This window comes from Parafrankia sp. BMG5.11 (assembly GCF_004337455.1).
Window position 1 is genome coordinate 113,015 of record NZ_SJXI01000073.1, and the last position, 8,586, is coordinate 121,600.

Below are 8,586 nucleotides of genomic sequence, written 5' to 3' on the forward strand. Positions count from 1 at the left end.
GGATGGACGAATGTACGAGCAGACCTTCTCCCGTACCAACCCCGGCTGCATCGTGTTCCTGCTGGACCGGTCCGACTCGATGAAGCAGCCGTGGCAGTCCAGCGGAGGCACACTCGCCGAGGGCGCCGCCCGCGCCGTGAACAAGATCCTGCTCGATCTGTGTGTGAAGTCGGCGAAGGAGGTCGGCGGCCGGGCCAGGCACTACTTCGACGTCGGGGTCTTCGGCTACGGCGCCTGCCCGGTGGGGGGCGGCGAGGGCGTCGAGCCGGCACTGGCCGGGCAGCCGATCGTGCCGATCCCGCAGGTGTTCGACAACCCGCTGCGGGTCGAGGCCGAACAGTCGGTCGACGCCGTCGCCGGCTCCCGGCTCCCGGTCTGGATCGAGCCGGTGTTCGGCTACCGCACCCCCATGTGCCAGGCCATCGCGACGGCGGGCGAGCACGTGTACGGGTGGGCGGCCAGCCACCCCGACTCGTTCCCGCCGATCGTCATCAACATCACCGACGGGATGGTCACCGACAGCCCGTTCGACGGCGCCGACCTCGCCGAGTGGGCCGCCCGGCTCACCTCGATCGAAACCCGCCACGGCCGGACACTGCTGTTCAACATCTTCCTGTCACCGACCGTCGCACCCGAGGCGCTGTTCCCGGTCACGGCGGCGGACCTGCCCGAACCGGGCCCCGAGCTGTTCGCGATCTCCAGCACGCTGCCGGCTTCGATGGTCGCGAACGCCCGCGGCGCGCGGGTGGAGATCGCCGACGGTGCCCGCGGATTCGTGTTCAACGCCGGCCTGGCGACGCTCGTGTGGTTCCTGGAGATCGGCACCCGGGTCGCCGACGTCCGCGACCGGTGAGGACCTGCTGATGATCCTCGCCCGCTCCGCCTGTTTCTGGCTGGAGAAGCTGGGCAGCGCGGCATCGGAATGGGAGGACGCCGCCGCCTGCCACGACGGCGACCCGGCCACCGGTGTCGCCCCCCGCTACGTGGTCGTGGACGGCGCCACCGAGGCCTACGACGCGATCCGCTGGGTGGCGCACCTGGTCGGCTCGTTCGTCGCCGACACCGGGCCCGACCTCACCCCCGACGGGCTCCGCGCCTGGTTCGAGCAGGTCCAGCGGCTGTGGGTGGCCGGGGCGCCCGCGCGGTTCGCGACCGTCATCGAGGAGCACAAGTTCCACACGCAGGGGTCGTTCGCGACGTTCCTGGGATGTCGCCTCACCGGCCTCGACGGGCCCCGGGCCCGCTGGGAGGCCGCCGCCCTCGGGGACACCGTGCTGTTCCACGTCCGGGCCGGCCGGCTGCTCACACACTTCCCGCCGATCGACGTGGACGACTTCGGTCTCTCCCCCGACGGGATCGGCACCCGCCCGGAGGCACTCGGCCCGATGCTGCGTGCGCTGGAGCTGGCCAGCGGCGAGGTCCGGGCGGGCGACGTGCTCTTCATCGCCACCGACGCGCTGGCCCAGTGGCTGCTGCTGGAAGCCGATCGCGACGAGGCGTCGCTGTGGGCGGCACTCGCCGGCCTGGACCACGACGCGGCGTTCGCGGCGATCGTCGCCGACCAGCGCGCGGCCGGGCGGATGCGCAACGACGACGTCACGCTGCTGCGGGTCCGGCTCGCCACGGCCGAGCCCGGCGCCCTGGTGGTCTGCTTGTGACCGACCAGCTGTCCGCCGAGGACTACATCAAAGCCGTGCAGCGGCCCGACCTCGTGTTCGACCGTCCCGAGTTGGTCGAGGCCCGGTTCGACGTGCACCCGATGCTGGGCATCCCCGTTCCGGCGTCGGGCAGCACGGCGGTCGTGTTCCGGGCGACGGTCGGCGGCACCGCGCAGGCGTTACGCTTCTTCACCCGCGAGGACGCCTCCACCCAGCAGCGCTACACCGCGCTCAACGCCTGGTTCACCGAGCGCGGGCTCAACGGCGACGTCGCGGGCTGCCGCTGGGTGGACGACGCGATTCTCGTCAACGGCCGGCGCTGGCCGATGGTCCAGATGGAATGGGTGGACGGGCACACCCTCGACCGGCACGTCGAGGACCTCGTCGAGGCCGACGACCGCGCGGCGCTGGCGATGCTCGCCGCGTCCTGGCGTGACCTGTTGCGCCGGACCCAGGCCGCCCGGTTCGCGCACGGCGACCTGCAACACGGCAACGTGCTCGTCGACACGGCCGGCCAGCTGCGCCTGGTCGACTTCGACAGCTCGTGGATCGCCCCGTTCACCGGCTCCCGGCCGCCGTCGGAGGGCGGACACCGCAACTACCAGCCCCGGAACCGGCCCTGGGGCCCGTGGATGGACACCTTCCCCGGGCTCGTCATCTACCTCTCGCTGCTGGCGCTCGCCCGCGAGCCGAAACAGTGGGAGCAGCTCAACGACGGCGAGAACCTGCTCTTCCGCGACAGGGACTACCAGCCTCCGCACCGGACCGAGGTGTGGTCGTGGGTCGAGCGGCTGCACGACCCACGGATCGACCAGCTCGCGGCCCGGCTGCGGGCCTGCTGCGCCCCGGGCTGGACGGCCACCGGCGACCTGGAAAAGCTGATCTCGGGGCCCGTCCCCTGGTGGACGCACACGGCCGCCCAGCCGCCAGCCGGCGCGCCGCCCGAGGCCACCACCGCACCGCTCCCGGTCATCACCCCGCCGGTCGAGGTCACCACCGCGCCGGTCCAGGGCACCACTACACAGCCCCAGGGCACCGCCGCGCCGCGTCAGAGCACCGCCGCACGTCCGTGGCCTCGTCCCCAGCCCGCTCCGCCGGCCGGGCAGACCGTGTGGTGGAAGCAGCCGCCCGGACAGCGGCCGGAACCAGGGCGACCAGTGCCGGCGCAGCCCGGACCGGCGCAGTGGGCTCCCCTGCGTGCCGCGGGGCGACGGCTGCGCGCAGTGGGCTGGTACCTGTTCGCGGTGGTCTCGACGGTGGCGGCCTGGGGGCTCGGCAGTGCCCTCGTCTCCGCCACGCTCACCGGCATGACCCCCTCCGACGAGGCCGCCGTCTCCGCGCTGCTCGCCCTTGTGCCTGCGCTGATCGTCCTCGTTCTCATGGTCCGGCGACGGCGACGGCGACGGCGACAACCATCGGGGAAGGCGCGATGACGCAGCGGATGTTCGGCCCGTACCGCATCGAGGAACTGCTGGGCCGCGGCGGGATGGGCGAGGTCTACCGGGCCTACGACACCGGGCAGCAGCGGATGGTGGCCCTCAAGCTCCTGCTCCCGAGCCTGGCCGGGGACTCGCACTACACCGAGCGGTTCCGCCGGGAGTCCGAGACGGTGGCGCAGCTACGCGAGCCGCATGTGATCCCGATCCACCGCCACGGCGAGATCGACGGCCAGCTCTTCATCGACATGCGTCTGGTGGAGGGCGCCCACCTGGGCACGGTCCTGCGCGGCGGGCCGCTCGACCCGCGGACCGCCGTGGACGTCGTCGAGCAGATCGCCTCGGCGCTGGACGCCGCGCACGCCGACGGACTGGTGCACCGCGACGTCAAGCCGTCCAACGTGCTGTGCGCCGGCCGCGGACGTCCGACCGACTTCGTCTACCTCGTCGACTTCGGGATCGCCCGGACGGTCGAGGGTGCCGGGATGACCGCGACCGGGGCGGCGATCGGCTCGATCGAGTACATGGCGCCCGAGCGGTTCCTCTCCGACCGGGTCGACCACCGGGCGGACGTCTACTCGCTGGCCTGCCTGCTCTTCGAGTGCCTGACCGCGCGCAGGCCGTTCGTCACGGCCGAGCGGCTCGGGGTGATCAGGGCACATCTGGAGGAGCCACCGCCCGTCCTGTCGGCCGTGCGGCCCGGGGCACCGGCAGCCCTCGACGCCGTCATCGCGCAGGGCCTGGCCAAGTCACCGGCCGACCGGCATCCCGCCGCGTCCGTGTTCGCGGCCGCCGCCCGCGCAGCCCTCGGCTCGGCGGCCCCGGCTCAGCCGCCCGCCGCCCCGGCCACGGGCGGCAGGTGGTGGACGCGGACGAACGCCGCCCCCGCGGCGACCCCCGCGTCCTCGCCCCCATCTGCGCCTGCGCCTGGTCCGCCAACGCCAACGCCAACGCCAGCGCCAGCGCCGCTCGGCTCGCCCGCCACACCCGCGTCAGGCTGGTGGCAGGCCACAAGCACACCACCGTCGACACCGCCCGCACCGCCGGCCACACCCGCGTCGGGCTGGTGGCAGGCTACGAGCGCCCCGCCGCCAACGCCGCCCGCATCACCGGCCACCCCCACCGCGCTCTTCGAAACCAGGCACCACCAGCCGAAACGGCCAGCCACCGCCACGCCTTCACCCACGGCGCAGGGGCCGGGCTCCCCAACCTCCGGGCTACCGCCAACGGCACCGGCGCCGGGCACGCCCACCTCCGGACCGCCACCGACGGCACTGCCACCAACAGCACCGGCGCCGGGCACCGCCACCACGTCCCGCCCGGGCGGGACGTGGTGGGGGCGTAAGGCCACGGCGCTGCATCCGGTCGGGGCTGCGCCGATCGTCATCGGCCGCGCGCCCGAGTGCGACATCGTGCTCACCGACCCGCTCGTCTCGCGCCGGCACGCCGAGCTGCGCCAGGCCGGGACCGAGCATCGGATCGTCGACCTCGGCAGCTGGAACGGCACGTTCGTCAACGGCCACCGGATCAGCCAGGCGGCCACGATCGGGGCCGGGGACATCGTCGGCATCGGGCATGCCCTGCTGCACCTGCAGGGCGGCACCCTCGTCGAGTACACCGACTCGGGTGACATCTCGTTCGAGGCCGACGGCCTGGCCGTCACCCGCTCCGGCCGGCGGCTCCTCGACGGGGTCGGGTTCGCCCTGCCGCAGCGCAGCCTGCTGGCCGTCGTCGGTCCGAGCGGCGCCGGGAAGTCCACCCTGCTCGGCGCGCTGACCGGGCAGCGCCCCGCCGACTCCGGTGAGGTCCGCTACGCCGGCCGCGACCTCTACGCGTCCTACGACGAGCTGCGCCAACGCATCGGCCTCGTCCCGCAGGACGACATCCTGCACCCGCAGCTGACCGTCCGCCGGGCCCTGCGGTACGCGGCCGAGCTGCGGTTCCCCGCCGACACATCCGCGGCCGAGCGCAACACGCGGGTCGAGGAAGTGCTCGGCGAGCTGGGGCTGGCCGATCACGCGGACCAGCGGATCAGCACCCTCTCCGGCGGCCAGCGCAAGCGCACCAGCGTCGCACTGGAGCTGCTCACCCGCCCGTCGCTGCTCTTCCTCGACGAGCCGACGTCCGGGCTGGATCCGGGCATGGACAAGTCGGTGATGCAGACCCTGCGCACGCTCGCCGACGACGGCCGGACGGTGGTCGTCGTCACCCACTCACCCGCGCAGCTCCACCTGTGCGACCGGCTGCTCGTGCTCGCGTCGGGCGGCCGGCTCTCCTACTTCGGCCCGCCCGGCGAGGCGCTCGGCTACTTCGGCCAGCGCGACTTCGCGGACATGTTCCTGCTCCTCGACCAGTCCCGGGACGTCGACTGGACAGCCCGGTTCCGGGCCTCGCCCCAGTACGCGAAGTACGGGATGCCGAGCGGCGCGGCGCGGTCCACGGTGGGTCCCGCGGTGCGTCCGGCGCCAGCCGTGCCGGACCCGCCGCCACGCCAGCAGCCGGCACTGCGCCAGTTCGCCGTGCTCGCCCGCCGCTACCTCTCGGTGATCGCGGCCGACCGGGCCTATGCCCTGTTCCTGTTGGCGCTGCCGCTGGTCCTGAGCCTGTTCGCGCAACTGCTGCCGGGTGGGCACGGCCTGTCATGGAAGAGCCGGCAGACCAACCCCGACGACGACATCGCCCCGCTCATGCTCATGCTCGTCCTCGGCTGCGCGTTCACGGGATTCGCCGGAGCGTTCCGAGAACTGGTCAAGGAGCGCTCCGTCTTCCGCCGGGAGCAGGCGATCGGGCTCTCCCGCAGTGCCTACCTCTGGTCGAAGCTCGCCGTCCTGGGCATGATCACCAGTGTGCAGGCGGTGATCCTGGCCTTCGTCGGGCTGGTCGGCAAACCCGGGCCGGACACTCCGCTCGCGCTGGGGAGCGGGGTCACCGAGGTCGCTGTCGCCATGATCGCGGTCGCACTGGCCGCGATGGTCCAGGGGCTGCTGGTCTCGGCGCTGATCAGCAACGCCGATCGCGGCATGCCGATCCTGGTCGTCGTCCTGCTGTTGCAGTTCCTGCTGTGCGGGCTGCTCATCCCCCTGAACGGCCGCCCGCCGCTGGAACAGCTCGCGTACCTGATGCCGGCCCGGTGGGGGTTCGCGATGGTCGCCGCGACCACCGGCTACCGGCAGGGCGACCCCGATCGTGACCCGCTGTGGAAGGACGACGCCGGCACCTGGGCACTTGACCTCGCCGCGCTCCTGCTGCTGACCGCGGCCGTCGCGGCGGCGACGTGGCCCGTGCTCCGCCGCGGATCAACCCCCCGGAAGGGCCGCTGATCACCGCGCGGCATCGCCAGCGAACCCCTGGGCTACACCGGTGACCGACCGCCGTGACGGAGCCCGGGACCGCAGGGTGTGACGGCAAGCCGTCGCGCGGAAGAAGCATGGGCGGCCGTTAGGATCACGCGTCGTGTCGACGGAAATGAGTGGGTTGGCCACGGTCGACGGTGAGGACCGACAGGGCGTCAGGCCCCGTCGTGATCGTTGACCGGGCGCGGGTAGCGGCGGCGCTTCCTGGATATGAGCTGGATGACCAGATCGGTGCTGGCGCATTCGGGCTGGTGCTGGCCGGCAATGCGCCGGGTTCCGGACCCGCGGCGCCGGCGCCGGATCATCATCGAGCCGACCGACGAGGGCCTCGACCGGATCAACGCCTACTACGCCGGGTTGACCGCCCGGACCCGCGAGAACCTGGCCGCCTTCAACGACGACGAGCTGCACACCCTCCTGCGATTCATCGAGGTGTTCCGCCTCAGTGCGCTCGCCGAGATCCGCCAGATGCGCTCCATGTCCTGACCCCGAGCCCTTCGCAGGGCGTACCAAGTCCAGACGGCGGAACCCATCAAGATTGGCAAAGGTCGTCGAGGGCAGTGGTGACGTGGCGGGAAAAGCGAACTTCGCAGGCCTGCTGCGTGCAGCGTTTCACGCCCCTGCTGGTCGATGTGGCGCGGCCGTGCCGGCACCGTCCCGGGGACAGGTGGTTTGTCGACGAGGTGCGCCACGAGGCGCGGTGGATTCCTGTGGAGGTGAGAGACCTTCACCGCCGGGCTGTCGCAGCAGGCCGGTGTCGGTGCCGAAACCGCTGGCATCCGCCGCTTCCTCACAACGCAACAGTGCCCGAGCGGGCTGCCTAACGACGCGGACCAGGACCGATGGCCCAGTTCTGGCACCCCACACTCGACCCACAGCCCACGGTCACCCCGATCCCGGATTCCATCGTCCGCCGCACCCGCATCCTCGGCGGCATGATCAACGAGTACCGCAACGCCGGCCGACAACTCCCGTAGACGATCACCTCAACCGCAAAAGGCCAGCCCACAGACCGAAAATCAGATCTTGGAGTCCCCCAGGCACCAGCCCAACGCGAGTGTGCACCGGCGTGTCGCCGCACCTTCGAACGGATGTTCGGCTACTGTTGCCCACAGACTCTCCGCCGTCCACAGAACCGACCCGACTTCCGAAACTGTCGGTCCCACGGCCTAGCGTCGGCTCGTGGCCAAGACCCGCCGACCTCAGTCAGCATGGAGTAACTCCAATGGTGGGACCCGACCGCGACAAGGCGTTGGAGAACGCTCTTGCGCAGATCGACAAGCAGTTCGGCAAGGGCTCGGTCATGCGGCTGGGTGACGACACCCGCCCGCCGATCCAGGCCATCCCGACCGGATCCATCGCGCTGGATGTCGCGCTCGGTATCGGGGGCCTCCCTCGCGGGCGCGTCGTCGAGATCTATGGGCCGGAGTCGTCCGGAAAAACCACGGTCGCGTTGCACGCGGTGGCGAACGCGCAGGCAGCCGGAGGTATCGCGGCCTTCATCGATGCCGAGCACGCTCTTGATCCGGAGTATGCGGGGAAGCTCGGCGTCGACACCGACGCGCTGCTCGTCTCCCAGCCCGACACGGGGGAGCAGGCGCTGGAGATCGCCGACATGCTGATCCGTTCCGGCGCGCTGGACGTCATCGTCATCGACTCGGTCGCGGCGCTGGTACCGCGGGCCGAGATCGAGGGGGAGATGGGCGACAGCCACGTGGGTCTGCAGGCCCGCCTGATGTCGCAGGCACTGCGGAAGATCACCGGGGCGCTCGCGAACTCCGGCACCACTGCCATCTTCATCAACCAGCTCCGCGAGAAGATCGGCGTCATGTTCGGCTCTCCGGAGACGACCACCGGCGGAAAGGCGTTGAAGTTCTACGCCTCCGTCCGGCTCGACGTGCGCCGCATCGAGACGCTGAAGGACGGTACCGAGGCGGTCGGTAACCGGACCAGGGTCAAGGTGGTCAAGAACAAGATGGCCCCGCCGTTCCGGACGGCCGAGTTCGACATCGTCTACGGCGGCGGTATCAGCCGCGAGGGCTCCCTGATCGATATGGGCGTCGAGCACGGCATCATCCGCAAGTCCGGTGCCTGGTACACCTATGACGGTGACCAGCTCGGCCAGGGCAAGGAAAACGC

At 71.6% G+C, this 8,586-nt stretch carries 7 protein-coding genes and 1 pseudogene; all 8 read left to right on the plus strand.

Features of this window, described 5'->3' with window-relative positions:
* Positions 1-10 precede the first annotated feature (10 nt).
* Complete coding sequence (locus E0504_RS38160) at positions 11-853, plus strand: hypothetical protein (RefSeq protein WP_071059802.1); 843 nt, start codon at positions 11-13, stop codon at positions 851-853.
* A gap of 10 nt (positions 854-863) precedes the next feature.
* Entirely contained in the window at positions 864-1,658 is a 795-nt protein-coding gene (locus tag E0504_RS38165; RefSeq protein WP_071059803.1) for a hypothetical protein, read from the plus strand.
* Positions 1,655-3,091, plus strand: coding sequence for a phosphotransferase (locus E0504_RS38170; RefSeq protein ID WP_131626813.1), 1,437 nt, complete (start codon positions 1,655-1,657; stop codon positions 3,089-3,091). Before E0504_RS38165 ends, E0504_RS38170 begins: the two co-directional genes overlap by 4 nt.
* Positions 3,088-6,414, plus strand: coding sequence for an ATP-binding cassette domain-containing protein (locus E0504_RS38175; protein WP_131626814.1), 3,327 nt, complete (start codon positions 3,088-3,090; stop codon positions 6,412-6,414). The genes E0504_RS38170 and E0504_RS38175 overlap by 4 nt, the downstream gene beginning before the upstream one ends.
* 252 nt (positions 6,415-6,666) lie before the next feature.
* Positions 6,667-6,933: a hypothetical protein gene (locus tag E0504_RS38180; protein WP_235015003.1), complete on the plus strand. Its 267-nt coding sequence runs from the start codon at positions 6,667-6,669 to the stop codon at positions 6,931-6,933.
* A 116-nt stretch (positions 6,934-7,049) separates the two neighbouring features.
* A pseudogene (locus E0504_RS38185) lies at positions 7,050-7,151 on the plus strand (IS6 family transposase); the annotation flags it as partial.
* 138 nt (positions 7,152-7,289) lie between these two features.
* On the plus strand, positions 7,290-7,424 hold the full coding sequence (locus tag E0504_RS53690; RefSeq protein WP_255565774.1) for a hypothetical protein: 135 nt from the start codon (positions 7,290-7,292) through the stop codon (positions 7,422-7,424).
* A 248-nt stretch (positions 7,425-7,672) separates the two neighbouring features.
* A partial coding sequence (gene recA, locus E0504_RS38190) for a recombinase RecA (RefSeq protein WP_131626815.1) occupies positions 7,673-8,586 on the plus strand: 914 nt, incomplete at its 3' end.